This is a genomic window from Rohdeia mirabilis (assembly GCA_007750655.1).
GTDB lineage: Bacteria > Planctomycetota > UBA1135 > UBA1135.
In genome coordinates this window covers 2,836,591-2,862,975 of sequence record CP036290.1, presented here as the reverse complement: position 1 = coordinate 2,862,975, position 26,385 = coordinate 2,836,591, and the positions used below count along the sequence as shown (strand labels likewise).

Here is a 26,385-nt window from a genome sequence, read left to right as displayed (position 1 = left end):
CTCGAGGGGCGCGCGACCGTCAGCTCTTGTGCTTGGGCTTCTTGTAGCGCTTGCCCTTCTCGAAGTAGAGCTTCGCCTGTTCGAGCACGTCGTCGCCGAGCAGGTCCTCGAAGACCTGGGCCTGGAGTTCGGGCTCGGCCTCCCAGCCGGGGATCAGCTCCCAGCCTCCGTCCGCGCGGACGACGACGCCGCGTGTGGCGCGCAGGTGGAACAGATTGGCGAGGAGCTGCGGCGTCTCGTCGCGGTGGTGCGTCAGGAGGAAGCGCGCGAACCCGAAGGCCTGGCGCGCCTGCGGCCCCTGGTAGCTCCCACGGCGCCAACCGGCCAGTTCCTCGAAGTACGGACCCTTGTGGTTGCGGAAGTCCTTGGCGAGATCCGAGGGCCACGACGAGTGCTCGGTGGCGAAGACGAACTGGCTGCGGTACGGGAAGCAGTAGATGCCGCTCAGCAGCTCCTCCTCGAAGTGCCAGTTGAGGCCCATCTGCAGCCAGTAGGGCAGCTCGCCGAAACGCCGGGCGATGGCGAGGTGGGCGAGCCGGTGGACGAGCTCGTTGCGGATGTCCCACTCCTCCTGGCCGTCGAGCGACTCGATCCACATGGCCACGAGCGGCTGCGTCAACGTGAAGCCGGCGAGGCGGCGCGCCGACGACCGCCATTCCTTCAGGTAGGGCTCGGAGCTGGTGGCCTCGTCGAGCAGCACGAGGTACTCCTCCTCGTCCGCCGCCTGGAGCAGGACCAGCGTGCCTTCGTCCGTGGGGTCGGGCATGCGCGAGACGGTCTCGTCCTGTGGGTCGACCTGGGCCGGCGGCCGCGCGGGCAGCTGCTCGTCGACGAGCTCGAGGGTGTCGTGGACCAGCTCGAGTTCCTTCTTCACCTCCGAGCGCTGGCTGTGGGTGAACAAGAGCACCCGACCGTCGTCGGTCAGGTGCACGTTCGCGTCGCGTTCGTCCGCGATCAGAGCCCAGCGGGCGGCGATCCGGCCGACCTCTTCACCAAGCACTTCGGTGATGGTGGCTACGTCGGTCGGGTGCCCTTTCCAGTGCACGACCAATTCATCGGTGATGTGGCTGGTGGTGCCGACGGCGAGGCTCGCGGTGGAGCGCGCGGGGTCCGCGTGGCTGGCGTGGGCGCTCGCGCAGGTCGCGAGGGCGACGAGGAGAGCGGCGGCGGTGGTCGTGGAGCGCATGGAGGGCTGGTCCAAAGTGGTCGATGCGAGAGTCGAGAGAGGCGACGCGTGGCGCGAGAACGGCAAGGTCGGGGCCCTGGAAGGAGCCGCGGTCAGCAACCGAGAGGTGAATCGACCCGTCGGGCGTCCCGGGAAGAGGAGTCGCTGGCGGTATCGGTTCGGATGCGGCTCTGGGGCGGCGAGTGGGGACACCCGGGCCGCACGTGCGCCATCACATAGCGCACCAAGGCCCCGCAGCATCGCTCCAGAAGTGTCGAAGTTCGTCGCCACACCGCGAACGAACACGCCGGCGGCGTGGGCGGTCGGTCGCCGCGGTTCTCCGGCGTGGTTGCACTGCGGCTCTTCGAGGGTGATCCAGGTCCGCGCGAGCGACCGTGGTGGCGGGCGGTCGGCCGGTGCGACCCTCAGCGGTCGCGCTCTCCGCGATCACGGCGTGGAGCCGGCCGCTGGGGGCGTTCGTAGGCGGGCAGCTCGAGCAGTGCCGGGTCGATCGTGGCCAGTGCCGCGTCGAGCCGCTCCACGAGGTCCGTTCGCTCGGCGGCCTCGAGCGCCGCTCGCAGGGTGCGCGAGGTGTCCGACGGCGAGAGGTTGAGGCCGTCCAAGCTGCCCGCGGCCCCCGGCGCCCGCTCGAGCGCCGCGACGAGGAGTTCGGTCGAGCGCTCGAGTTCCCCGGCCTCGAGGGCCAGTCGCGCGCGACCCGCGAGGGCGAGGGCGGCGTAGTGGTCGCTCGACCCCTGGCGTGCGGGTTCGAGCTGGGCCGCGCGCGAGAAGCCCGCTTCCGCACGCTCGTAGGCGCCGATCGCAGCAGCGGTGTCGCGCGTCCGTCGGAAGGACTCGGCCGCGGTGAGGCGCGCGAAGGCGCGGTACCACTCGAGGACCGGACTCGGATCGGTCGCGACGAGCCGGTCGTAGGCCGGTTCCAACCCCGCGGCGCCGCGCTCCTCGAACACGTGACCGCGGAAGCGCGCGTGCACCGCGAACGAATCGGGATAGCGCGCGAGTGCGGCGCGCAGCACCTGCCCGGCCGGTGCGAACGCACCCAGTCGCCACAGGAAGTCGTAGTGCGCGAGCGCGATGTCCTCGGTCGCACCGGGGTGGGCGATCAGGACCGCGCTCGCTGCGTGGTAGTCGGCGAGCCACTGTTCGTCGAAGGGTTCGCCACGGCGGACGGCGCGGTCGATCGCGCGCCTCAGGGCGTCGGCGTGGATGGCGAGCACGGCACTCGCACTCCAGCGCGTATCGCCGGCGGGCAACTTCTCGACGGCCGCGCGCGCCGACTCGAGGGCCAGTTCGCGTTCACCGAGTCGGTGGGCGGCCAGCGCACGTGCCGCGTCCACGCGCCAACCGGTCGCGCCCGCGGTGACGGCGCGCTCGAGTGCCGCGCGCGCGTCCTCGGCCAGGAGGGTTCGGAACTCGCGCGGGCGGCTCTCGTCGTAGGCCAGTTCGAGCGACGCCTCCGCCAGTTCGAGCTGGGCCTCGGCGTCCGTCGCCTCCGCCGCGCGCGCCAGTGCGCCGAGGTCCTCGGGGCTCATGGTCCGGCGCGACGAACGGGCCGCCGTGCGCCAGGCGTCGACGTCGATGGTCGTGCGCGTCTCGTCGAGTCCGCGATGGACCGCTGCCAGCAAGCGCGCCTGGGGCGACTGCTCACCGAGCCGTTCGAGGGCGCCGATCAACGCGCGACGCTCGTCCGAGTCCAGTGCGGCGCGCAGGGACAGGTTGATGAGTCCGATCGCGTCGGCCGACTCGGCCTGGGCCAGTCGCTCGCGCGCCGCCTGGGCCAGCTTCGGATCGAGGTCGTGGATCCCGAGTCGCAAGAGGTCGAGCGACGCGTCCGCGCCGGCGTTCCGCGTGGCGTCGAGCAGGGCCTGGCGCAGGTCGGCCGGGCCCGAGAGGTAGGCGGACTCCACCAACTGGCGGTCGGCGCTGTCGGGGCTCCCGACGCGCTCCACCAGCGAGCGGTCGCCGCGTTCGACGATCGGAGGCGCGTCCTCGCGTTCGGTGATGCCGCGTTCGATGGTGTCGAACACGGACTGCGTGTCGAAGGCGTAGAAGACGTCGTAGGACTCGCTCCCGTCGAGCTCGACCATGATGTGGCGCGGTGCCACGCGCTGACCGTCGAGGAACTTCTCGTAGAGGATCGGCTCGATCCAGATGTGCTCACCGCAGGTCACGGTCCCGAAGCGCGGGCACGGGATCCGGTTGCCGGCCTCGTCGTAGTCGCGCGGGTTGTGCCGGTAGGTCGACGCGATCACGCACACGTACGGTTCGTACAGGGCCGCGATCTCCGGCTGGCGGTAGCGGATGCCGGCGTAGTGCTCGCTGGCGATCTCACCGTCCATGTTCACGCACACGAGGATCGGGCGATTGGTCGCGAGCGACAGAGCGCGCGCGTCCTCCCACGTGCGCTGCCATTCGATCAGCACCGGCTTCGCCCAGTCCGTCGCGGTCGGCGCGTACCACATCTGCTCGCGCGTCAGCCCGCCCGCCGCGCCGTTCGGAGCCGGGGTCGCGCCACCGTCCTGGGCCGCAGGGCTCGAGCCGTTCGCGTCCTCGGCGCCGGCTCGATCCTGTGCGGTCGTTCGCGGCTCCAGGACGAGGCCGGTGAGGGCGATCGCGAGCGTCAGGAGAGCACGACGGTTACGGTTTCGAAGCATGGGCGGATGGAGGTCTCGGACGGTGGTCTGGCCAGTGGATCCGGCCAGGATCTTCGCATAGCCGGTGCGAGCCGACGAGGGAGTCGCTCAGTAGACTTCTTCCCCATGGAAGACGCGCGACACGCTCCGACCGATCGAGCCGGGGAGGGACACGTCTCGACCGACGTCGCCGCGGTGACGGCGCGCATCCAGGAGCGCGGCGCGTTCCTCGCGGACGTGGTTCGCGAACTCGAGAGCGTGCTCGTCGGTCAACGCGCGCTGGTCGACGGCCTGTTGGTCGGTCTGCTCGCCGACGGCCACGTGCTGCTCGAGGGCCTGCCGGGCCTGGCGAAGACCCTCACGGTGAAGTCGCTCGCCCGCACGCTCGGTGGCACCTTCCGCCGTATCCAGTTCACGCCCGATCTCCTGCCCTCCGACCTCGTGGGCACCGAGGTGTTCGACGCGGCGGAGTCGACCTGGTCGGTGCGCGAGGGCCCCGTCTTCGCGAACGTCCTGTTGGCCGACGAGATCAACCGCGCACCGGCCAAGGTCCAGTCCGCGCTGCTCGAGGCGATGGAGGAGCGGCAGGTCTCGTTGGCGGGTGAGACGCGCGCATTGCCGGATCCGTTCTGCGTCCTCGCGACCCAGAACCCGGTCGAGCAGGAGGGGACCTACCCGCTGCCCGAGGCCCAGGTCGATCGCTTCCTGCTCAAGATCGTCGTCGACTATCCGACGCGCGACGAGGAGCGCGCCATCGTCGACCGCATGGGCGCGACGCGGCGGACACCGACCGTGCGCACCGTCGCTCGGACACAGGATCTGCTCGCTGCGCGCGCCGTGCTCGACGACATCTTCGTCGATCCGGTGCTGCGCGACTACGTGGTCGACCTCGTGCGTGCTTCGCGGGATCCGGCCGCGGTCGGGCTTCGTGATCTCGCGGGTCTCGTCCAGTACGGAGCGTCGCCCCGGGCGAGCATCGCGCTCGTCCGGGCGGCGCGCGCGACGGCGTTCCTCGACGGGCGCGGCTTCGTCCTGCCAAAGGACGTCAAGCAGGTCGCGCGCCCGGTCCTGCGCCACCGGTTGACGACGACGTTCGAGGCCGAGGCCGAAGGCGTCACCTCCGAACAAGTTCTCGAGCGCCTGCTCGAAGCCGTCCCCGTTCCCTGACGCGGGCGACGTGAGCCGCATCGAACCCGACGCAGAGGAGCTCGCCGAAGTCCTGGCCGAGGTGCGTCGCATCGCCGCCTGGTCGCGTCGGCGCGTCCGCAGTCAGGTGGCCGGCGGCTACGCGTCGGCGTTCAAGGGGACGGGCCAGGAGTTCGAGCAGGTGCGCGAGTACGTGCTCGGCGACGATCCGCGCAGCGTCGACTGGAACGTCACCGCGCGTCTCGGTCGGCCGTTCGTGAAGACCTTCTCGGAGGAGCGCGACCGCGGCGTCGTCTTCGCCGTGCACGTCGGGCCGAGCGTCGACACCGGCATCGGCGCCACGTCCGTGCGGCGCGCGCTGGCCGCCGTCTGCGCCGCACTCGCCCTCACCGCCGACGACCGCGGCGATCGCGTCGGTGCGGTGCACTTCGGGCGGCGCTTCGCCCACGTGGTTCCGCCCGGACGCGGTGCCTCGCACGCCCTGCGAATCGTGCGCGACGTCCTGGCGCTGCGACCCGCGGACACCGACGGCGAGCGCCCCGTCGGGCACCTCGGCGCCCTCGAACGCGTGCGACGGGCGACCCGGAGGCGTTCGCTCGTCTTCGTCCTGTCGGACTTCACCGAGCCGCTCGACGTGCCCGCCTTCCGGGCCCACGCGCGGCGCCACGACCTGGTCGCGATCCGCGTCGTGCCCGCCGAGCTCGCTCCGGGCGTTCTGCGGGGGCTCGTGCGCCTGGGCGGGAACGACGGCACGCACCCAGAGATCGTCGACGCGGACACGCCGGCGTTCCGGGCCGAGTGGGAGCGGCGCGCTCGCGGACTCTCGGCTCGATTCGCCGAGGACTGTCGGCGCGCGGGCGTCGATCACGTCGAGGTCCCGATTCCGTTCGAGCGCGACCCGGACGCGCTCCTGGCTCCGGTGCTCGAACTCTTCCGAACGCGCGAGGCCCGGCGGTGACGTCCGTGCTCACGTGGGTTCTCGCGGTCGTGCTCGGTGTGGGGCACGCGCGGAACGACGACGCGCGACTCGCCTACGCGGTCCGCGGCGCACCGACGGTCGCGGTCGAGGTGGGCGAGCCGTTCGAGTTGGTGGTGACGCGCAGCTGGAGCGGTGACCTCGAGCCCGAACCCTTCAGCGAGCGCCGCCTGGCACCGCTGCGCGTCGTCGAGGTCGATGTCCGCCGCGATCTCTCGGGCGGCCGCACGGTCGAGACGCGCCGACTGCGCGCCCACGCGTTCGACGTCGGTACGCTCGTCCTCGACGACCTGGTGCTCGTGGCGCGCGACGTCGCGACCGGTGGGGCGGTCGAGGCGCGCGCCGAGCCGCTCGAGCTGACCGTGCGCAGTTCACTGACCGCCGTCGACGACGGCGCGCTCGAGGTGCCGCTCGCTCCGCGCGGACCGGCGCGGCGTTCGATGGTCTGGACCGCGCTCGCGCTGCTGTGTGTCCTCTTCGTCTCGATCGCCGGCCTGGCGCGGGTGCGAACGCGACTCGTCGCGCGCCGCCAGGACCGCGACGCCCGGACCGAACGGGCCGCGCGTCGGGCGGCCGAGCACGCGGCCGCGGTCGCAGCGCTCGTCGGGCGACTCGAACGCCTGGGCGAGCGCGCCGCGCAGGACCTGGACCCGAGCGCCGCCGCGCAGTGGAACGGCGAGCTGTGGTCCACCGCGCGCGAAGCTCTCGGGCTCGTCTGCGGCGTGTCGTTCGCCGAGAGCACCGTCGACGAGGTGGCCAGTGCACTGGAACGCCACGGCGCGCCGGACGTCGTGCGCGAGCTCGTCGGAGTGGGCCGCGCCGTCGACAGGGTGCGTTTCGCGCGCGCGAGCGACGGACCGCGCGAGCGCGCCAGCCGCGTCGAGCGCGCGCGCGCCGCCGTGCAGCTGCTCGAGCGCAGCACTGGCCCGACGGAGCACGCGCCCACGGCCGGAGGCGCCGCGTGAACGCCTGGATGGAGTCGACTTTCGGGTTCTACCTCGTGGACCCGGTCCTGCTCGTGCCCGTGCTGTTCGTCGCGCTCGCCCACGCCGTCTGGCGCGCGCGCGTCCGTCCCTCGGCGCTGCGAGTCGGAGCAGCGAACGCGCTGCTTCCTGGCGAACGGACCACGCCACTTCCGCGCGGGGTGCGGGCGCGACTCGTCGGCGTTCCAGGAGTGGTGCGCGTCCTGGGCGTCGCTTCGATCGCGATCGCCCTCGCGCGACCCGTCGAGCGTATCCCGCGTCCGGTGGTCGAACGCGGCGTCGACATCGCCATCTGTCTCGACGTCTCGTCGTCGATGACCGAGCGCGATCTGGATCCGGACCGCACACGCCTCGAGGTGGCCGTCGACACGGCCCGGAACTTCGCGCGCGCCCGCAGCGACGACCGGATCGCGCTGCTGCGCTTCGCTCGCTTCGTGGACGTCGTGACGCCGCCGACCCTCGACGAAGCCGCCCTCGTCGAAGCGCTCGGAACGCTGCGAACGGTCGAAGCGCAGAGCGACGAGGACGCGACGGGCATCGGGCTCGCGGTGGGGCGCGCGGCGGAGCTGTTGGCCTCTCGCGGTGCCCCGTCGCGCGTGGTCGTCCTGTTGTCGGACGGGATCGAGAACGTGGCCGTCGACGGTGGCCTCGGCGTGACGCCGCGCGACGCGGCGCGCCTCGCCCGCACGCTGGACGTGCGCGTGCACACCATCGTCGTGGGCAGCGGCGGGCCCGACGTCCAACTCGAGGAACGCGACCTGCGCGACCTCGCTGCGCACACCAGCGGGAGCTTCTTCCGAGCGAACGACCGCGACGGACTCGCAGCGGCGTTCGCGGCGATCGACCGGCTCGAGCGCGTCGAGTTGACGTCGCCGCGGTTCGACCTGCGCGAACGCTACGCGGCGTTCGTGGCGGTCGGCCTGGCCCTGCTAGGACTCGCGCGCGTTCTCTCCACGACCGTCCTCGAGGTGCGTCCGTGAGCGTCGTCGAGGTGTTCGAGCACCCGGTGCGACTGAGCGCTCTGGCCTTCGTGCCGGTGGCATTCGTGCTCCTGCGCTGGCTCGACCACCGAGCGGCGGCGCGGCGCGTGCGCGACTTCGGGCGGGCGTCGCTCGCCTTCGCGCCGCCGCGCGGTCGCAGCGCCGCCGCGCGTGCGTTCGCGCTCGTCGGTCTCGCAGCCTGCGTGGTCGCCGCGGCCGACCCGCGCTTCGGCCGGCCCGTGGTTCCGATCGAGGAGCGCGGCATCGACCTCGTGCTGTGCCTCGACGTGTCCCGTTCGATGGGGGCGCAGGACGTGCGGCCCCACCGATTGGCGGCGGCGCGCAGCGAGCTCGAGACGCTCGTCGAGCGGGCTGCGAACGACCGCATCGCGTTGGTGGCGTTCGCCGGCGACGCGCGATTGGTCGCGGCACCCACCACCGACGCCCGTTCGTTGCTCGAGTCGCTGCGAGCGCTCGACACGGACGACGACCTCGCGGGCGGTACCGACCTCGGAGCAGCACTCGAGGTCGCCGCGAACGTCCTCGCGTCGAGGCGCGACGGGGACGACGACGCCGAGGCCGAAGCGTCCCGGCCCGCGGCCGTCGTCCTGGTGACCGACGGCGAGGACCACGGCGGCTCTGGGCGCGAGGTGGCCGAGCGTCTCGCCGAACGCGAAGTCGCGGTGCACGTGATCGGCGTCGGGTCCGAGCGCGGTGCGAAGATCCCGAACGCGGACGGCACCGGCTTCGTCCGCGATCGCGACGGCGTCGAGGTGGTCACGGCGCTCGGGCGGACGTCGCTCGAGAGCCTGGTGCGCGCGGGCGCCGCCGGCAGTTCGCTGCGGTTCGTCGAGTCCGAGCGCGGCAGCGCGGGTCGAGCGCTCGCGAACGGGCCGCTGGCCGATCTCGCGCGCGCGGATCTCGGCGATCGGGAGCGGCGCGAACGTCCGGTCCGATTCCAGTGGTTCCTCGGCGCGGGGCTCGCGTGCCTCCTCTTGGGCCGAGCGCACGGAGGACCTTCACGGATGGTCGTGTCGGGTCTGGAGGTCGTGCGATGAGCCGGGCTGCGAAGGTGCCCTCCTGGGCGCAGCGGGGAACGCTCTTGGCGCTGCTCGTGCTCACGGGCTGTGCGCAGCGGGGCGCGGTGCTCGATCTCCACGCGCGGGGCGCGGCGGAACTCGAGGCCGGGCGCGCGACCGCCGCGTCCGCCCTGCTCGAGCAGGCGCTCGATCTCGTGGCACCCGAGCGCCGGAGCGACCACCTGGACCTCCTGCACGATCGCGCGTTGGCCGCTCTGCGTGCGGACGAACTGGCGACCGCGGAGTCCGTCGCACGCGAACTCGTGGCCGCGGACGATCGCGCGCGCGTCGCGGACGGGTGGCTCGTGATCGGAGCGGTTCGGGCGCGGCGCGCGGACCGCGCCCGCGCGCAGGCCGAGGGACCCGAGGCCGAGCCGTTCGCCTTCGACGCCGCCATCGCGCTCGCGAACGAGGCGCAGGCGGCGTTCGCGTCCGCGGTGCTCGTGCGCGGCGGGTGGTCGGCCGCGGCGCGCAACGTCGAGCGCATGGCCGCGCGCAGCGAACGCTGGACGCGCGAGCGCGACGCCGCCGAGCCCGCGGCGTCCGTGGTCGCCGCGGACGGCACGCCGAACGTCCAGCTGGTACCGACCGACGACGGCTCGGGGACCGCACCCGCGACGGGCGAGGACGCTGCCACCGATACCGCGCGCGCACCGCTGGGGGCACTCGGCGACGACGAACTCGCGCAACTGCTGGAGGCGCTCGTGCGAGCCGAACAGGACAAGCTCGACGCGCGCGCACAGCGGCGGCGGTCGACGGGCACCGATGTGGAGAAGGACTGGTGAGCGACGTGATCTCGATGCTCTGTGCGCTGTGGCTCTGGACCGGCGTGGCGACACAGGACCCCGGACCCGGCGGCGCGAGCGCGGAGAACGAGCACGTGCGGTTGCTGGCCTCCTTGGATCCGGCCGAACCGTTCGTGTTCGAGCCGTTCACGCTGCGTCTCGAGCTGCTCGTCGAGCGGTCGTTCCTGGACGAACGAGTGATCGCGCCGTCCCTGCGCGTACTCGACGTTCCGGCGCTCGTGTGGACGGGCGTCGGGGACGCCGTCGGCCTGGACGGTCGGGCCGACGGTGGCGAGCTCGTGCGACTGCCGAGCGAGAGCGACGAGGCGCGCCTGTCGATCGCGCTCGACGGCGTCACGGCGTCGGCGCGACGCGACGCGGATCGCGAGTTGGACGGCGCGACGTGGGCGGTCTTCGCGGTCGAACTCGAGCTGCGCGCCGACGGGCCCGCTGCACTCGCAGACCTCGCGCCGCGCGCCGAGCTCGCTGTGGCCGACCACTTTCGAACGGACCTGTTCGGCGAGCGGGTGCCCCTCGATCGGCGCGCCGTCCTGGTGCGCGCGGACGCCGCGTGGCGACCGCTGCTGCGCCCGTTGCCGACGGATGGCGCGCCGCTCGGCTTCGAGGGCGTGGTGGGGGCGTTCGAGCTGGAAGGGGGCGACGTGCGGCCCGGCGAAGTGGAGGTGGACGCGAAGTTCGAGGTCGGTCTGCGCGTCGTCGGTGAGCGCAATCTCGACCTGGTGCGTCGCGCGCCTCCGAGGCCCGTGGACGACACGGACGTCCATTTCCTCGGCGTGCGTGCACGGACGGAGAGCGACGCACTCGAGCTGACCTACGAGTTCGTCGCCGTCGCAGCCGGGCCGCGGCGTCCACTCGAGTTCGAGCTCGACTTGTTCGAGCCCGGTGCCGGCTACCGCACGCTCGCGGCCTCGGTCCAGATGCCGGTCGTGCTGCCGGGACCGAACGGAGCGGGCGGAGCCGACGTGCCGGGAGCACGGGACGCAGAGGTGCCTGCGGAGCACCACGGTTCGGAACCGGCGGGCGACGACGACGGACCGTTCGCGCTGTTGGCCGTCGCCGCCTTCGGGCTGTTGGTCGTCGCGGGTGTTCTGGTCGCGCGTGCACGCTCGCGGCGCACGCCCGTCGATCCGCGCGTTCTCGCGGCGGACGAGGCCGCGCGCGCGGCGAACGGCGCCTGGCCCGCGCTCGGGGCCTACGTGCGCACGCGCCTCGATCTTCCGGCCGCCGCCGAGCAGGGGCACGGCGTCGCGCTGGCTCTCGTCGGCGCTGGCGTGGAAGTGGAGTTGGCGCAACGTGTCGAGGACGGACTCGGCGCGGCGACGGCGGCGCGCTTCAGTGGCGCCCGTGTTCCCGACGGCGGCGAGGCGTTGCTCGACGCGGTGCGGCGCGCACTCGCCGGGGCGGACGCGGGGACCAGATAGACGGCGTCGATCAGCCCTTCGCCGCGGTCGCGCCCTCGCGGTGGAACAGGCGGTAGACGGCGGGCACGAGGAAGAGCGACAGCAGCGTCGAACCGACCAGTCCGCCGACGACCGTGCGCGCGAGCGGCGCCTGGGCGTCGGCACCCTCGCCGATCCCGAGCGCGAGCGGCAGCAGCGCCAACACCGTCGTCGACGTGGTCATCAGGATGGGGCGCAGGCGGCGGCGACCGGCCTCGGCGACGGCAGCGTTCACGTCGAGGCCGCTGGCGACGAGTCGACTCGACTGGTCGACGATGAGGATCGCGCTGTTGACCACGATCCCGCCCAGCATGATGCAGCCGATGAACGTCTGGATGTTGAACGTGGTCGCCGTCAGGAAGAGGGTCACGAACACGCCCGCCGCCGCGACCGGGACCGAGACCATGACCACGAGCGGATCGCGCAGGGACTCGTACTGGCAGGCGAGAACCATGTAGACGAGCGCGAGGGCCAGGAGCAGCGACACGATCAGTTCGCGGAAGGCCTCTTCCTGCTCCTCGACCGAGCCGGCGACGACGACCTCGTACCCGCTGGGCCGCGCGATCTGGTCGAGTGCCGCCTGGACGTCGGTGGCCACCTCGCCCGTCGAACGCCCGGCGACACCGGCGGTGACCACGACGAGACGCTGCTGGTTGCGGCGTTCGATGAGGAGCGGGCCGCGCCCGGCCTCCGTCGTGACCAGGTTCCGTAGTGCGACCGGTTCGCCGCTCGGCGTGCTGAGCGTGAGGTCGAGCACTTCGTCGAGCGTGCGTCGGGGCGCGTCCGCGAGCTGGAGCAGGATGCGGTACGAGTCGCCGCTGGCGCGGTACTCTCCGGCGTTGGAACCGGCCACCGCGGTGCGTAGCGCATCGGACACGTCGCGAACCGTCAGTCCCACGTCGGCGACCTTGGCGCGGTCGATCGCGATCCGCTGCTGCGGCGTTCCCGCGTCGCGGCTCACGTCCACGTCGGTGATGCCCGGCACCTCGGCCAGCGCCTCCGCGGCGGCCGCCGCCAGCGCGTCGAGTGTCTCGAGTTCGTAGCCGCGAACCTCGACCTCGATGCCTTCCTGGGTGTCGAGCACGCGCTCGAGCAGGAACTGACCCTGGGGCCCGCGCGTGCGGACGACCATGCCGGCGACCTGACCGGCGAGACTGGCGCGCAGCTCGTCGGCGATCTGCACGTTGGAACGCGACCGCTCCAGCACGGGGACGAGCGTCATGCTGATCTCGCCGCGCGAAGAGGCCTCGGGATTGCGACCGCTGGCACCCACCGTCACGACGGACGACACGAGCTCGGGCACCTGGGGCAGTACGAGTTCCTCGAGCTGGCGTGTTTGGCGATCCACCAGGTCGAGGCGCGTACCGATGTCCATCTCGCCGGTCACGCGCACCTCGCCCTCGTCGCTCGGGGGCAGGTACTCGGTGCCGATGTACGGGACGAGGAAACAGCTCGCCGCGAGGACGAGGGTGGCGCCGCCGACGGTCGCGAGGGGCCGGCGCAGGACCACGTCGAGCGCCCGGCGGTAGACGCCCTCGAGTCCCGCGAAGGCCCGCGCGGCCGCGCGCGAGAGTGCGTTCGACTCCGCGCCCTCGCGTCCGTCGCTGTCGCGCAGGAGTCGCGACGAGAGCATCGGGACGAGGCTGAGGGCCACGAGCAGCGCGACGACGAGCGCGAACACGATGACCTCCGCCAGCTCGCCGAACAGCACGCCGGACGCTCCGCGCACGAAGGCCAGCGGCAGGAAGATCACGAGGGTGGTGAGCGTGCTGGCGACGATCGCCGACGCCACCTCGTTCGTGCCTTCGACCGCAGCCACGTCGATCGCCTCGCCCTGCTCGCCCCGGCGCCGGAAGATGTTCTCGAGCACGACCACCGAGCTGTCCACCATCATTCCCACGCCGAGGGCGAGTCCGCCGAGCGTCATGAGGTTCAGCGTCATCCCGGTCAGGTACACCAACGCGAACGTGCCGACGACCGAGATCGGGATCGCGACCGAGATCACCGCGGTGCTGCGGACGTTGCGCAGGAAGAACAACAGCACCAGGACGGCGAGTCCGCCGCCGTAGAGCACCGAGCGCGCGACGTTCGAGATCGAGCGCTCGATGAAGTTGCCCTGGTTCGAGACCGGCACGACGTGCAGCTGCGGATAGGCCGCGTTCACCGACTCGATCTGATCGAGGATCCGTTTGGAGACTTCGACGGTGTTCGCGTCGGCCTGCTTGCGGATCGCGACGCGCATGCCGCGCTGACCGTCGACGCGCACCAGTCGGGTGAGTCGCTCGTACGTGTCGACGACCTCGGCCACCTGCCGCAGGGTGACGACCGTGTCGCCGCGACTGAGCACCACGGTGTCGCGGATCTCCTCGAGGTCGACGAACTCGGCCGGCGCGCGCAGCGTGATCTCGTAGCGTCCCTCCTCGAGGCGTCCGGCGGGGCGGTCGAGGTTGGCGTCGCGCACCGCCTGGAGGACCGTGTCGAGCGGCAGTCCGAGGGCGTTGATCCGCGCGGGGTCGAGCTCGATCCGCACCTCGCGGTTGAAGCCGCCCCACACGTCGACCTGGGCCACGCCCGGAACGCGCGCGAAGCGGTAGCGCACCTGTTCCTCGACCAGGCGGGTGAGCTCGACGGGGTCGAGGTCGCTCGCGATGCCGAGGATGACGACGGGGAAGCTGGCGACGTCGAACTTCGACACGCGCGGCCGGCCCACGTCCTCGGGCAACTCGTCGATCTCGCCCTCGATCTGGGCCTGCAGTTCGATCGACGCGGCGTCGAGGTCGGTGCCCCACACGAAGCGCGCGCGGACCGTGCTGCTGCCCTCGGACGACTCCGAGCTGATCTCCTCGACTCCCGGCACCGTCGCGATCACCTCCTCGATGATCTGGGTGACGAGGCGTTCGACCACCTCCGGACTGGCGCCTTCGAGCTCGGTTCGCACCGAGACGGTCGGAAGTTCGACCGCCGGCAACAGGTCGATGCGCAGGCGGTCGAGGGCGACGATGCCCAGCACCACCACGATCAGCGTGGCCATGGTCGTGAAGACCGGCCGCGCGACGCTGGAACGAGCGAGGTTCATCGGGCGGGCGGAGGCGTCGCGCCGGGGGAGTCGGTCGCGGCGTCCGGCGTCGGGTCCGGCGTCGTCGAGGGCCGTGGCGTCGGGCGTTCGACCGCGCCCGATGTCCGGGCGTCGGTGCGGCGCTGGCGCACGGCGACCGCGGCACCTTGCTCGCACAGCTCCTGCCCCAGCGTCACGACCTCGTCGCCCGCGTCGAGCGCACCGTCCGCGACGCGCAGCTCGACGCGGTTCCCCGTGCGGATGCCGACGTCGACCGGGATCCAGCGCACGGTGGACGTCGCCCCGTCGAGCGCGAAGAGTCCGACGTCGCCGCTGCGTTCGGTGAGCGCGTCGGCGGGGGCGCTGAGGACGTCCTCGACCGTCTCGAGTTCCAAGGTCGCGCGCACGAACATGCCCGGCTTGAGGCGCAGGTCGGTGTTCGCGACGAGCAGCTCGACGCGCGCCTGGCGGGTCGAACTGCGGAAGACGGGGGCGATGCGCTCGACCCGCCCTTCGAAGCGATCGTCGGGATAGCCGTCCGCGACGAGCTGGGCCTTCTGGCCGACCGCGAGTCGCGCGTAGTCCCGTTCTGGAACGTCGACCACGCACACGAGTGGATCCAGCCTGACGATCGAAAGGAGCGGCGCGTTCGCGGCCACGTTGCCGCCTTCGTCCAGATAGCGCGCGGCGACCACCCGTTCCTCGTCGTCCCCGTCCCAGTTCGCGGTGACCAACGTGTCGGCCAGTCGCAGGTGCACGGACTCGAGTGCGGCTTCGGCGCGTTCGATGCCGGCGTCGGTGACTTCGAGCCGCGCGGAGGCCGCCAGTTCCGAGGCCAGCGCGGCATCGAGCTGCGAGGCCGACGCCAGCCCTTCCTCGCCGAGCGAGCGCGCGCGCTCCAGGGCGCGGCGTGCGATCTCGAGGGCGCTCGCCGCTTCCGAACGACTCGCGCGCGCGACGGCGAGGTCGGCTTCGACGCGGCGGACGTCCTGCACGAACTCGGCATCGTCGATGCGCGCGACCACTTGGCCGCGCGCGACGGACTCGCCGAGTTCGACCTCGAGTCGCTTCAGGCGGCCAGCGATCTTCGACGCGGCCGTGAACTCGGCCGCTGGTTCGAGGGTGCCGCTGAACGTGCGCCGCAGCACCAGGTCGCCGCGCTCGATCGCTCCGACCTCGACGGGCACCGCCGAGCGCTGGGCGGCCGTCCCCGGAGCGCCCGGATCGAGGGCCTCGAAGCGCTGCTGGAACAGGAGGCCGAGACCGACCAGGACGGCCAGGACGACGAGCGTGGTGAGGAGCGATCGGGGCACTGGCGTTGCGAGGGGAGGGGGGGCGCGTGGTCGACGGTGCCGCCCGCTTCGGCGCGAGGAATCGAGGGGCTTCGCAGGGCGAGGGTCTTCGAGAGGCCCTGCGGGGCAGAGTCGGCCGGTGGCGCGATTCTCCGCGCGCGATGGTGCCACTTCCCGGGCCGTCACGCGCTCGTCGACCGTTGGGTCGGACGCGTCGATCGCGGGTCGGGCCGGGTGCTCGCCGACGCCCAAGACCCTAGCCCGAGCACGGGAGCTCGGAGCCGCGTGAAAGGGCCCGCGGCAGGCGCCCCTCCGCGGGAGTCCCGCAGCTGGCCGATCGGAGGCGTTCGCGCCGTCCTCGGACGACGGCCGCCGTGGCGGCGCGCTGGTCCAGCAGGCCCAGGGAGCGGATCGAGGGGGCGCGCGTCCCAGCGCGAAGGTCGGCGCCGCGACGAGGTCCCTCGGAGCGGTTGGAACGGCGACGGTCGGCGGGCCGACGGAAGGGCTCGGTCGCGACGGTCGGCGTCACAACGGCCGGTGTCTCCGGCGCCAGCGTCTCCGGCGCCAGCGTCTCCGGCGCCAGCGTCTCCGGCGTCAGCGTCTCCGGCGCCACTGTCTCCAGCTCCCCCCGCGCCCGCGGGCCGCGCCTGCCACAGCGCGATCCACGGGAAACCTGGCGAGGAAGCGCGTCAGCCCTCAGACTCGCGGCACTCGGACCTGCGGTCCTGACCGCGAGGTCCGAACCGACGGGAGCCCGTGCCCGATCAGGTGACCCGTCATGTCCTTGCTGCTCGACCCGAACCGATTCGCCGTCCTGCGACGCCTGAAGGCGGCCTACCCGATCATCCGCGCGGAGTACGAGGCGCTCGAGCCCGAGGCCTGGGCCCCCTGGCCCGACACCAGTGCCTACTCCGGTGACTGGACGCTGTTCATCCTCTTCATGTCCGCTGCGCCGCAGAGCCTGCAGTACGCGGCCGACGAGCATCAGCGGCGCTGTCCGCGGACGATGGAGTTCCTTGCCGCCAACCCGTCGATCCACTCGGCCGGCTTCTCGCGGATGGAGGCCGGCTGTCGCATCGCTCCGCACGTGGACCTCAAGCCGGACACCCAGCTGCGCGCCCACCTCGCGCTCGACGTGCCGGCCAACTGCGGCTTCCGGCTCGGCGACGCGCAGCACACCTGGACCACCGGCGAGGTCACGGTCTTCGAAGGCCTGATCGACCACGAGACGGCCAACTTCGGCACGGCGAAGCGCGACGTGATGTTGGTCGACTTCTGGCTCGAGCCGGACGAGTTGGCCTACTCGCGCAGCGTGACGCGCACCGCCGATCCGCGCTTCTTCACCGCCGGCGGCGGCGCGGGCTGAGCGACGCTCGATGCGGGCCGCGCGAGGGCTGGCCGTGAGGTCTGGCCGCAAGGTCTGCCCGCGAATTCTGACGGTGGGGCCACGGACCAGGCTCCGGTACTCGGCTCCACGAACCCGCTGCGCAAGCCCGCTCCGCAACGAGAAACGCCCGGCGCGATCGATGGATCGCGGCCGAGCGTTGAAAGGTGGCTCCTCGGGTAGGACTCGAACCTACGACCTAGCGGTTAACAGCCGCGCGCTCTACCAACTGAGCTACCGAGGAACACGGGCCAGAAAGATAGCTGCCGCAGCGGCGCTGTCAAGCCGACCATGTGGTGTCGGACCCGCCTGCGGGGTCCGAGCGACCACGCTCTGGTTCGGCCGCGGGACCGAAGCTGCTGGAGTCGATCCGGACGGGATCGCGCGCGATGCGGTCGAGTCGCAGGTGGGGGATCCAGCCGGCGGCGTCGAGGCCCTCGTCGGGTGCGCGCTCGTCCGTGACGAGGCCCAGACTCGCCGCGGCCCAACCGACGACGCGGCGCGGATCGACGCCGTTCGCGCGCAGCTCGGCCAGGGGCGGGGATCCGGCGCGCTTGGACAGCCTCTCGCCCTCGGAGTCCAGGACCAGGGGGACGTGGCACCAGCTGGGCCGCGCGAGACCGAGCGCGTCCTGGAGCAGCTCCTGGCGGGCACTGCTCGGAAGGAGATCCTCCCCGCGCACCACGAGGTCGACACCCTGGCGCGCGTCGTCCACCACCACCGCCAGCTGGTAGGCGATGGCGCCATCCCGGCGCAGCACGAGGAAATCGCCGCACTCGGCCGCGGGGTTCGCGATCACCGATCCGTGGATCTGGTCGACGATCTCGCGCGGGCCGGGTGGCACGCGAAAGCGCACTCCGGCAGCGCGCCCGCTCGCCCGCTCGGCGGCGGCGGGGTCCTGGTACCGGTCGCGGCAGGTGCCGGCGTAGGGGACTTCGTCGCCCGTGGCGTGCGGGGCATCGAGGGCTTCGAGCAGCTCGCGACGGGTGCAGACGCAGGCGAACGCGGCGCCCGCTCGGAGCAACTGATCGATCGCTGAGTGGTACGGAGCGAGATCCGTCGACTGCACGAGGACGGGACCGTCCCAGTCGAGTCCGAGCCACTCGAGATCGGCGCGCGCGGCGTCGTCCCACTCGGGCCGGCTGCGGCCGCGGTCCAGGTCCTCGATCCGCAGCCGCACGCGACCGCCGCGCGCGCGCGCGACCCACCAGGCGGCCAGGAAGCTGCGCGCGTGGCCCAGGTGCAGGAGGCCGGTCGGGCTCGGGGCCAGGCGCGTCGTCGGCGAGGCGCCGGCGGGCGGCGCGCCCACTCCCGCCGCGCTCGAGGCACCGGTTCCAGGCAGCTCGGGGCCGGTGCCGCTGCCGGTGGGCGGGCTAGACTTCCCGGCGGGGTTCGTCCCCGCTGCGCGTTCGCCGTCCCGCCGAAGGGGGTCGCGGGCGCTGCCCGATGGGTCGAACGACGATGCACACACGCGAAGGAGGAGGGCTTTGGACGCGCCGCAGCGCGCGCTCGAGTGTAGCGCCGCGCGCCGGCCTGGCCCTGGTCGCCGCGTTGGTGGCGGGCGCCTGTGCGAAGAGTCCGAGCCCGCCTCCTGGCGGCGGTCCGTCGGGCGCTCCGTCCGCGCCAGCGCTCCTGCCCGGCGCGAACGTGCTCTTCATCACGGTCGACACGTTGCGCGCCGACCGTCTCGGGCCCTACGGCTTCGACCGCCCGATCTCACCCGCTCTGGACCGTCTCGCGGCCGAGGCGGTGGTCTTCGACGAGGCCCAGTCGTCCACGTCGTGGACGCTCCCGGCCCTCGCGACGCTGATGACGTCGCACCCGACGTCGACCCACGGGGCTTGGGACTTCGAGTCCCCGCTCGACGAGTCGTACACGACCCTGGCCGAGATCCTGGCGTCGAACGGGTACGACACGGCGGCGGTCGCCAGCCACGTCTTCCTGGGCCGCGAGTTCGGTCTGGCCCAGGGCTTCACGCACTTCGACGACGACCTCGTCCAGCAGATCGAGCTGTCGCACCTGGCCGTCACGTCGGACGCGGTCACCGAGCGCGGCGTGCGCTTCGTGGAACGCAAGGCGGCGGCGAGGGCGGCCGGCGTCGACGACACGCCGTGGTTCCTGTGGCTGCACTACTTCGACCCGCACCACACCTACTTCGCCCACACCGACTTCCCCTTCGGCGACAGCGAAGAGGATCGCTACCTGAGCGAGATCGCGTTCACGGATCGCGCGATCGGGCGCGTCCTCGACACGCTGCGCGCGACCGGCTCCGAGGCCGACACCATCGTCGTGTTCACCGCCGATCACGGCGAGGAGTTCGGTGACCACGGCGGCCTCTACCACGGATTGACGCTGCACCGCGAAGTCGTGCGCGTGCCGCTGATCGTGCGCGTCCCGGGAGTCGCGGCGCGTCGCGAAGCAGCAGCCGTCGGGATCGGCGACGTGCTGGGGACGGTGCTCGAAGTGGTCGGGGTCGAGCCGCGCAACGAGCTGTCGGGTCGCAGTCTCGTGCCGGCGTTGAAGGGCGAGCCGCTCGACGACGCCCCTGTGATCGCGGAGCTGCGGCGCACGGTCGACGCGCGCTTCGACGCGCTCCTCGTCGGGCCGTGGAAGCTGATCCGCGATCGCGGCGAGGCAGGCACGCTCGAGCTCTACGAGCGTCTCGTCGATCCGACCGAGACGCTCGACGTCGCCCACCGCCATCCGGGCACGGTCCTCGAGTTGGCGGAGTCGCTCGACGCGCTCGTGCAGCAGGCCGAAGTGGCCGGAAGCGGATTTGGTCGCCAGCGGCGCGGCGTCGGTGCCGACATGGCCCAGGCGCTCGAGGCGCTGGGCTACGTGGACGGCGTCGCGCCCTCGCCCGCGGACGGTGCGTCGGGCGAACCGGACGGCGAACCGGACGGCGATCTGGACGGCAACGGAGCCGGCGATGGCCGCTGATCGCACCCTCGTTCTCGCGCGGATCGGACTCGCCGTGGTGTTCGGCGTGGGGTTCGCGCTGTTCGTCGTGCGCAACCTTCCCGAGGATCCGGCGCCGCCCGAGCCCACGGTGCACCGGACCGCCTTCGCGGACGGCACGACCTGGTCCGAGGTCTGGTTCCTGGACGGCGAACGACACGGAACCACGAGCACGTTCTGGGAGGACGGCCGGCCGGCGACGCTCGACACCTACGACCGCGGTCGACTCGACGGCGTCTCGCGCGCGCACTACGCGAACGGTCGGATCAAGCACGAGGGCCAGTACGTCCTCGGCTACGCGGACGGGCTGTGGCTGCGTTGGTACGAGAACGGTCAGCTGCGCTCGCGCGGCGAGTACGACACAGGTTTGGCCGTCGGCCCGTGGACGTACTGGTTCGACAACGGCGTCGTCTACATGGAAGCCGTCTGCAAGGGGGGCGTGGTCGACGGCCCCGTGCGCATCCACCATCCCATCGGCACGCTGATCGGCGCCGGTCGCATGCACGGCGTGCTGCGCGAAGGGACGTGGGAGACCTGGTACTACAGCGGCGAGCGCGAAGGTCGACTCGAGTACGAGAACGGTCGCCTGCACGGTCCCTGTCGCTATTGGCGCGTCGACGGCAGCTACGACACCGCGCGCAGCGGCATCTACGAGCACGGCGAGCGCACCGGTCCGCTGGACGAAGCGGCTGCGGCAGGCGTTCCCGTTGATCTCGAACGACCGCGCTGACGAACGACTGCCGTGGGCGGCGCGGTGGGGTGCGCGGTGGGGGGGCGCCGGACCGTCGACCGACTTTCGAGGTGCGGCGAGGAGTACCGTCGACGCGTGACCTGTTGGCCGCTCGGGAGGCCGCCCGACGAACAGGGCCCCGACAAGAGGCGCCCCGACGAACAGCGCCCCGGCGGAACGAGTCCGCCGGGGCGCCTATGGGGCGCTCGGACCGCCTCTCGATCCGAGCGTGCTCCAAATCTACCGCCTAGTAGCGGTAGTGGCTCGGCTTGTAGGGGCCTTCGATCGGAACGCCGATGTAGTCGGCCTGTTCCTTGGTCAGGGTCGTCAGCTTCGCCCCGAGCTTGTCGAGGTGCAGGCGCGCGACCTTCTCGTCGAGGTGCTTGGGCAGCACGTAGACGGCCTTGTCGTAGTTCTCGCCATTCTTGAACAATTCGATCTGGGCGATGACCTGGTTCGAGAAGCTGGCGGACATCACGAAGCTCGGGTGACCGGTGGCGCAGCCGAGGTTGAGCAGGCGACCCTCGGCCAGGACGATCACGGAGTGTCCGTCGGGGAAGGTCCACTGGTCGACCTGGTTGCCGTGCTCGACCGGGTTCTTGATGTTGACCTTGACGATGCCCTTGGTCTTCTCGAGCTGGGCCATGTCGATCTCGTTGTCGAAGTGGCCGATGTTGCCGACGATGGCGTTGTGCTTCATCTTCGCCATGTGGTCGGCGGTGATGATGTTGAAGTTGCCGGTGGTCGTGATGAACACGTCGGCCTCTTCGAGCACGTCCTCGAGGCGCGTGACCTCGTAGCCCTCCATGCAGGCCTGCAGGGCGCAGATCGGGTCGATCTCGGTGATCATGACGCGGGCGCCCTGGGCGCGCAGCGACTGGGCCGAGCCCTTGCCGACGTCGCCGTAGCCGCACACGACCGCGATCTTGCCCGAGAGCATGACGTCGGTGGCGCGCATGATGCCGTCGACGAGGCTGTGACGGCAGCCGTAGACGTTGTCGAACTTCGACTTGGTCACGGAGTCGTTCACGTTCATCGCCGGGAAGGGCAGCTTGCCCGCGCTCTGCAGTTGGTACAGACGCAGCACGCCGGTGGTGGTCTCCTCGGTGACGCCCTGGATGGAGTCACGGGTGCGGGTCCAGTGACCGTTGCTCGTCTCGAGCGACTTGCGCAGCGTGGCGAGGAAGACCTTCCACTCCTCCGAGTCGCTGTCCTTCGTCGCCGGGACGCCGGTCGCTTCCCACTCGGCGCCCTTGAGCACCATCATGGTCGCGTCGCCACCGTCGTCGAGGATCATGTTCGGCAGCACGCCGTCGCCCCAGTTGAGGGCTTGCTCGGTGCACCACCAGTACTCTTCGAGGGTCTCGCCCTTCCAGGCGAAGCACGGAACGCCCTGGGGGTTGTCGACGGTTCCCTTCGGGCCGACGACGACCGCCGCCGCGGCCTGGTCCTGGGTCGAGAAGATGTTGCACGAGGCCCAACGCACTTCGGCGCCGAGCTCGACCAGGGTCTCGATGAGGACCGCGGTCTGGATCGTCATGTGCAGCGATCCGGTGATCCGCGCGCCCTTGAGGGGCTTGGAGCTTCCGAACTCCTCGCGCAGCGACATGAGGCCGGGCATCTCGACCTCGGCCAGGTTCATCTCGTGGCGACCGAGCTTGGAGAGCGCGAGGTCCTTGACCTTGTACTGGAGCTTCGTGGTGGTGCTGGTGGACATGTGTCGGTGGGGTAGGGCGACCCGAGTGGGGCGCCGGTCGGTTCGGGTGAAGCGGTTGGTTCGGGGCGCGCCCGACGTCGAGCGCGCTGGATGGTCGTGCGGCGGACCGCGCGGTCAGACGGGTTCGGGCGGTCGTTCGCCGCGCACCAGGTACAGGGGCAGCGAGGCCGACTCGCCTCCGGGACCCACGGGTTCGTAGCGGTCCTCGACCGCGTCGATGACCACGTTGACGAAGCCGCTGCGCTCCATGGCGCGCGTGACGTCCGTCGGTGCGATGCCGAGGAAGCGATCGCCCAAGGCCTCGTGGATCCAGGTCTGGGTGTGGGGGAAGAGCTCGAGCACCACCGCGCGGCCACCGGGTCGCACGACGCGGCGCATCTCGGTGAACGCGTGCTCGAGGTCCGCCAGGTGGTGCAGCACCATGCCCGCGACCAACGCGTCCACCTCGCCGTCGGCGATCGGCAGCAGGTCGAGGTCGCCGACGCGGAACTCGAGATCGAGTCCACTGTCGGCGAGTCGTTCGCGGGCCTGCTCGAGCATGGCTTCGGAGCGATCCACGCACACCACGCGCTCGACGAGTCCGACGAGCGGCTGGGTCATGTAGCCGGTTCCGCACCCGAGGTCGGCGACGGTCAGTCCGCGCGCGGCCGCGAGGTGGGCGGCGGTGCGCTGGCGCGCCTGGCCGCTCGAGAAGCGCACGGCGAGCTTGTCGTAGTCGCCCGCGACGCGATCGAAGAAGTCGGCCCCGCGTTGGCGCTCGGCCAGCACGCCGTCGAGTCGCGCGAGGTCCGCGGCGTGCTCGGGCATGTCCGCCAGGCTCTCCTCGAGCGCGCTCCACACGCGGCCGATCAGGTCGTTGCCGCGTCCGGCGAGCTTCAGGTGCGTGTGCTTGCCGACGTGGCGCTCAAAGAGGAGTCCGATCTCGCGCAGCTGGCGCAGGTGGTTGCTGACGCGGCTCTGGGCCAGGCCGAGCGCCCGCGCCAGTTCGCCGACCGTGAGCTCCTCGCGCCGCAGGAGCGCCAGCATGCGCAGGCGGGTTCCGTCGGCCAGAAGGCGCAGGAGGGTCGGGAGGGCGGGGGTCGCGGTGGCGGCCATGCGGGCAGTATCGATCATCACGTCATGAAGTGGTGATATGAATCGTGAATCTTCCCCCAAGAGGGTCTGAGGGGCCCCAGGAGGCCCCTCGGGGCCCGTGGGAGCCCTCGCGCCGGGGCCGCTGCGCTCGACGGGGCGTGGGGCGGGCGGCCGGGGCGGGCTCGAGCGCCAGCACAGGTTTCCGGCCACGGGCATTGCCGCGCCCGATTCGCGCTCTAGAATTCGCCTTGCAGTTGAGATTCAGTCTCAACCCGAGCGAGAAACACCCCACGTGGAATCGTCCTCCGAGATCCCGTCGCCCACCGCGTCGACGCCCGCACCCGTGACCGCCGCGGGTTCCGTCGCCGCACCCGTCGCAGTCTCGAACGCGAGCTCCGCCGGTGCACCCGCGACCGTTCCCGTGTCCGAACTGGTGAGCGGTGCCAGCGGGCGACTCGTGGGGATCGGCGGCGCGCGCGCCTTCCGTCGACGACTGATGGAACTGGGCCTCGTGCCGGGCACGCTCGTGCGCGTCGTGCGGCGTGCGCCCATGGGGGGCATCGTCGAACTCGAAGTGCGTCGGTGTCGGATCTCGCTGCGACTGGTCGAGGCGCGCGACCTGACGGTGGAGCCGGCGTGAGTGGTCCTTCGATCACAGGCTGCGGCTCGCCCGGATCGGCGAGCAGCGGCGCGTCCGGTTCGAAGGACTGCGGAGCGGCGAACGGCCTCGTGCAGATCGAGATTCGCGAGCGCGCGCCGCTCGTGGCCGTCGCCGGCAATCCGAACACGGGCAAGACGACGCTGTTCAACCGTTTGACCGGGCACCGCGCCAAGGTCGGCAACTACCCCGGCGTGACGGTCGAGCGCCTCGAAGGGCGACTGCAGCTGCCCGGCGTCGCGCGCACCGCTCGTATCGTCGACGTTCCGGGCACCTATTCACTCGCGGCGCGCGGCGTCGAGGAGCAGATCGCTCTGTGGAGCATCTGCGGACTCGGCGCGTACGAGCGTCCGGACGTCGTCGTGCTCGTGCTCGACGGGACGCAGCTCGAGCGCAACGTCTATCTCGCGCTGCAGGTCCTCGAGCTCGACCTGCCGGTGGTGCTCGCCATCAACATGGTGGACGAGTTGGGGCGCGACGAACGGGTGCTCGACACCGAGCGCCTGCGCCAGGACCTGGGCGTGCCCGTGGTGGCGGTGTCGGCCCTGCGCGGCGCCGGACTCGACGAGCTGCGAGCCGCGGTGGCCGGTGTGCTGGAGGATCCGGCGAGCGGACGCCCGGGGGCCCGTTGGCGCCCCGGCGACGACGTGCGCGGCACGGTCGAGAGCGTCGCGCGCAACGTCCCCGAGCAGTGGTCGAACGGCGATCCGGACCGCGCCGCCGCGCTGGCGCTGTGGGCGTTGCTGTCGGTCGACGAGGACGACGAACTCGAAGGTCTGCCGCCCGAACTGCGCCGCAGTGCGCTCGACGAACGCGCGGCCTTCGAAGCGGTCTCGGGCGACTTCGAGCCGCGCGTCATCGGCGGCCGCTACGCCTGGATCGACGCGCACGCCGACGGCTGGGTCCGCGGGCCGCGCGACTCGCGCCGCTCGATGACCGACCGCGTCGACGCGCTGCTGCTGCACCCCGTTCTGGGTTTCACGCTCTTCCTCGCGCTGATGACCGTGGTCTTCCAGTCGCTGTTCGCCTGGGCGGACCCGGCGATCGGAGCGATCGAGGGCGTGTTCGCCCACCTCGGCGGCTGGCTCGAGGGCGTCCTGCCGGCCGGCTTCCTGCGCGACCTCCTGGTCGAGGGCATCGTGGCGGGCGTCGGCGGCGTACTGGTCTTCCTGCCGCAGATCCTGCTGCTGTTCCTCTTCGTGGCGCTGATGGAGGGCACGGGCTACATGGCGCGCGTCGCGTTCCTGATGGACCGCGTCATGCGCGCGGTCGGCCTGCACGGGCGCGCCTTCGTCCCGATGCTGTCGGGCTACGCCTGCGCGATCCCGGCCGTCATGGCGACGCGCACCATGGAGCGCCGGCGCGACCGGATGCTGACGATGATGGTCGTGCCGCTCATGACCTGTTCGGCGCGCCTGCCGGTCTACGGCCTCTTGATCGCCGCGATCTACCCGATCGGCGACGAGAACGGTTTCCAGCAGGGACTGTTGATGGCGGCCATGTACGTCTTCAGCACGCTGATGGCGCTGGCCTGCGCGGCGGTGCTCGGGCGCACGCTGTTCAAGGGCGTCCCCGTGCCGCCGATCATCGAGATGCCGCCGTACCGACTGCCGGGACCGCTCGGCGTCCTGCGCGTGATGTGGGAGCGCAGCCTCGTGTTCGTGCGCGAAGCGGGCACCGTGATCCTGGCCTGCACGGTCGGCATGTGGCTGCTCCTGTCGTTCCCGAAGGGCGCGGAGCCTTCGCCCGAGTTGCGCGCGGCTCTCGAACAGGTCGAGGCCGACGCCGCGAGCGCCGACGGGGTCGATGGGGCCGCGCTGGACGCCGAGCGCGCGCGTCTCGAAGCGCTCGCGAACAGCGAGGCGCTGGTGGGGAGCTATGCCGGACGCTTGGGGCGCGCCATCGAACCGACCATCGAACCGCTCGGCTTCGACTGGAAGATCGGCGTCGGACTCCTGGGCGCCTTCGCCGCGCGCGAGGTCTTCGTCAGCACCATGGCGGTCGTCTACGGCCTCGACGAGGAGGCGGCCGAGACCGAGACCCTGCGCGAGCGCGTGCGCGCCCAGAGGCGTCCCGACGGCACGCCGCTGTACACGCCGCTCGTGTGCCTCTCGTTGATGGTCTTCTTCGCGCTCGCCTGCCAGTGCATGAGCACGCTGGCCGTCGTGAAGCGCGAGACCCGCAGCTACCGCTGGCCGGTGTTCATGTTCAGCTACATGACCGCGCTGGCCTGGATCGCCAGCTTCGTCGTGTTCCAGGGCGGGCAACTCATCGGCCTCGAGTGAGCGG

General features: G+C 71.8%; 19 protein-coding genes and 1 tRNA gene. 12 read left to right on the top strand and 8 right to left on the bottom strand.

Annotation, left to right across the window (positions count from 1 at the left end):
* Nucleotides 1-19 precede the first annotated feature (19 nt).
* Both Pla163_RS10670 and Pla163_RS10665 read right to left on the bottom strand, forming a co-directional pair.
* A complete protein-coding gene (locus tag Pla163_RS10670) occupies nucleotides 20-1,186 on the bottom strand; it encodes a hypothetical protein (protein WP_145187720.1) in 1,167 nt (388 codons plus the stop codon).
* A gap of 404 nt (nucleotides 1,187-1,590) precedes the next feature.
* The gene (locus tag Pla163_RS10665; protein ID WP_145187717.1) at nucleotides 1,591-3,840 is read right to left on the bottom strand and encodes a hypothetical protein; all 2,250 of its coding nucleotides are present in this window, start codon (nucleotides 3,838-3,840) and stop codon (nucleotides 1,591-1,593) included.
* Between the two features lie 105 nt (nucleotides 3,841-3,945).
* Between Pla163_RS10665 and Pla163_RS10660 the strand changes: the two genes are divergently transcribed.
* Genes Pla163_RS10660 through Pla163_RS10630 form a run of 7 tightly spaced genes read left to right on the top strand, consistent with a single transcriptional unit; the run spans nucleotide 3,946 to nucleotide 11,210 of the window.
* Complete coding sequence (locus Pla163_RS10660) at nucleotides 3,946-4,986, top strand: AAA family ATPase (protein WP_145187714.1); 1,041 nt, start codon at nucleotides 3,946-3,948, stop codon at nucleotides 4,984-4,986.
* 10 nt (nucleotides 4,987-4,996) lie between these two features.
* Complete coding sequence (locus Pla163_RS10655) at nucleotides 4,997-5,923, top strand: DUF58 domain-containing protein (protein WP_145187711.1); 927 nt, start codon at nucleotides 4,997-4,999, stop codon at nucleotides 5,921-5,923.
* Between the two features lie 5 nt (nucleotides 5,924-5,928).
* Nucleotides 5,929-6,906, top strand: a complete 978-nt coding sequence (locus Pla163_RS10650; RefSeq protein ID WP_145187708.1) for a hypothetical protein — start codon at nucleotides 5,929-5,931, stop codon at nucleotides 6,904-6,906.
* A gap of 8 nt (nucleotides 6,907-6,914) precedes the next feature.
* Nucleotides 6,915-7,904, top strand: coding sequence for a vWA domain-containing protein (locus Pla163_RS10645; RefSeq protein WP_145187705.1), 990 nt, complete (start codon nucleotides 6,915-6,917; stop codon nucleotides 7,902-7,904).
* The gene (locus Pla163_RS10640) at nucleotides 7,901-8,962 is read left to right on the top strand and encodes a vWA domain-containing protein (protein ID WP_145187701.1); all 1,062 of its coding nucleotides are present in this window, start codon (nucleotides 7,901-7,903) and stop codon (nucleotides 8,960-8,962) included. Before Pla163_RS10645 ends, Pla163_RS10640 begins: the two co-directional genes overlap by 4 nt.
* Nucleotides 8,959-9,768, top strand: a complete 810-nt coding sequence (locus Pla163_RS10635) for a hypothetical protein (protein WP_145187698.1) — start codon at nucleotides 8,959-8,961, stop codon at nucleotides 9,766-9,768. Before Pla163_RS10640 ends, Pla163_RS10635 begins: the two co-directional genes overlap by 4 nt.
* Nucleotides 9,765-11,210, top strand: coding sequence for a hypothetical protein (locus Pla163_RS10630; protein WP_145187695.1), 1,446 nt, complete (start codon nucleotides 9,765-9,767; stop codon nucleotides 11,208-11,210). Before Pla163_RS10635 ends, Pla163_RS10630 begins: the two co-directional genes overlap by 4 nt.
* 10 nt (nucleotides 11,211-11,220) lie before the next feature.
* Here Pla163_RS10630 and Pla163_RS10625 read toward each other — a convergent pair whose 3' ends face one another.
* Nucleotides 11,221-14,304, bottom strand: a complete 3,084-nt coding sequence (locus Pla163_RS10625) for an efflux RND transporter permease subunit (protein WP_145187692.1) — start codon at nucleotides 14,302-14,304, stop codon at nucleotides 11,221-11,223.
* The gene (locus Pla163_RS10620; RefSeq protein ID WP_419185809.1) at nucleotides 14,301-15,596 is read right to left on the bottom strand and encodes an efflux RND transporter periplasmic adaptor subunit; all 1,296 of its coding nucleotides are present in this window, start codon (nucleotides 15,594-15,596) and stop codon (nucleotides 14,301-14,303) included. Before Pla163_RS10620 ends, Pla163_RS10625 begins: the two co-directional genes overlap by 4 nt.
* A 757-nt stretch (nucleotides 15,597-16,353) precedes the next feature.
* Between Pla163_RS10620 and Pla163_RS10615 the strand changes: the two genes are divergently transcribed.
* On the top strand, nucleotides 16,354-16,941 hold the full coding sequence (locus tag Pla163_RS10615; protein WP_145187686.1) for an aspartyl/asparaginyl beta-hydroxylase domain-containing protein: 588 nt from the start codon (nucleotides 16,354-16,356) through the stop codon (nucleotides 16,939-16,941).
* A gap of 186 nt (nucleotides 16,942-17,127) precedes the next feature.
* Here Pla163_RS10615 and Pla163_RS10610 read toward each other — a convergent pair.
* A tRNA-Asn gene (locus tag Pla163_RS10610) sits at nucleotides 17,128-17,203 on the bottom strand.
* 36 nt (nucleotides 17,204-17,239) lie between these two features.
* Nucleotides 17,240-18,268, bottom strand: a complete 1,029-nt coding sequence (gluQRS, locus tag Pla163_RS10605) for a tRNA glutamyl-Q(34) synthetase GluQRS (protein WP_419185808.1) — start codon at nucleotides 18,266-18,268, stop codon at nucleotides 17,240-17,242.
* Nucleotides 18,269-18,606: 338 nt separating this feature from the next.
* On the opposite strand from gluQRS, the gene Pla163_RS10600 reads away from it, so the two are divergent.
* Both Pla163_RS10600 and Pla163_RS10595 read left to right on the top strand, forming a co-directional pair.
* Nucleotides 18,607-19,899 carry a sulfatase gene (locus Pla163_RS10600; RefSeq protein ID WP_419185807.1) on the top strand — a complete coding sequence of 431 codons (1,293 nt, stop codon included), beginning with the start codon at nucleotides 18,607-18,609 and terminating at the stop codon, nucleotides 19,897-19,899.
* A complete protein-coding gene (locus tag Pla163_RS10595) occupies nucleotides 19,889-20,647 on the top strand; it encodes a toxin-antitoxin system YwqK family antitoxin (RefSeq protein ID WP_145187677.1) in 759 nt (252 codons plus the stop codon). Before Pla163_RS10600 ends, Pla163_RS10595 begins: the two co-directional genes overlap by 11 nt.
* 247 nt (nucleotides 20,648-20,894) lie before the next feature.
* Here Pla163_RS10595 and ahcY read toward each other — a convergent pair whose 3' ends face one another.
* Nucleotides 20,895-22,364, bottom strand: a complete 1,470-nt coding sequence (gene ahcY, locus Pla163_RS10590) for an adenosylhomocysteinase (protein ID WP_145187674.1) — start codon at nucleotides 22,362-22,364, stop codon at nucleotides 20,895-20,897.
* Nucleotides 22,365-22,478: 114 nt separating this feature from the next.
* On the bottom strand, nucleotides 22,479-23,477 hold the full coding sequence (locus Pla163_RS10585; RefSeq protein ID WP_419185806.1) for an ArsR/SmtB family transcription factor: 999 nt from the start codon (nucleotides 23,475-23,477) through the stop codon (nucleotides 22,479-22,481).
* 253 nt (nucleotides 23,478-23,730) lie between these two features.
* Between Pla163_RS10585 and Pla163_RS10580 the strand changes: the two genes are divergently transcribed.
* Together Pla163_RS10580 and feoB are read left to right on the top strand one after the other, a co-directional pair.
* Nucleotides 23,731-24,078, top strand: a complete 348-nt coding sequence (locus tag Pla163_RS10580; protein WP_419185805.1) for a FeoA family protein — start codon at nucleotides 23,731-23,733, stop codon at nucleotides 24,076-24,078.
* Nucleotides 24,075-26,381, top strand: a complete 2,307-nt coding sequence (gene feoB / locus Pla163_RS10575; RefSeq protein ID WP_419185804.1) for a ferrous iron transport protein B — start codon at nucleotides 24,075-24,077, stop codon at nucleotides 26,379-26,381. Before Pla163_RS10580 ends, feoB begins: the two co-directional genes overlap by 4 nt.
* The last annotated feature ends 4 nt before the right edge of the window (nucleotides 26,382-26,385 follow it).